1 protein-coding gene is annotated in these 343 nt (G+C 38.5%); it reads left to right on the forward strand.

The window, feature by feature from the left end; genetic code table 11:
- On the forward strand, positions 1–317 hold a 317-nt coding region (locus ACVC43_RS00105; protein WP_452222539.1), incomplete at its 5' end, for a gliding motility-associated C-terminal domain-containing protein.
- Positions 318–343 lie beyond the last annotated feature (26 nt).

Below are 343 nucleotides of genomic sequence, written 5' to 3' on the forward strand. Positions count from 1 at the left end.
TTAACGACACAGGTTGTACCTCGAGTGAAGACATAGAAGTCTTTGAGTTAGACACTTGTATTATCCCACAAGGTATTTCACCAAATGGCGACGGTTTAAACGACACCTTCGATTTAAGCAGTTACGATGTACAAACTTTAGCCATCTTTAATAGAAACGGCGTTAAAGTTTATGAGAAAACAAATTACACCAACGAGTGGCGCGGACAATCGTTAGATGGCGATGAGTTACCAGTAGGCACCTATTATTATGTAATGAACTACCAAGGCAACAAAACCAAAGCCGCTTGGGTCTATATTAACAGAGAAAGTAACTAAAACTAACAAGAAACCAACATTAAACA

Source organism: Lacinutrix chionoecetis (assembly GCF_053604665.1).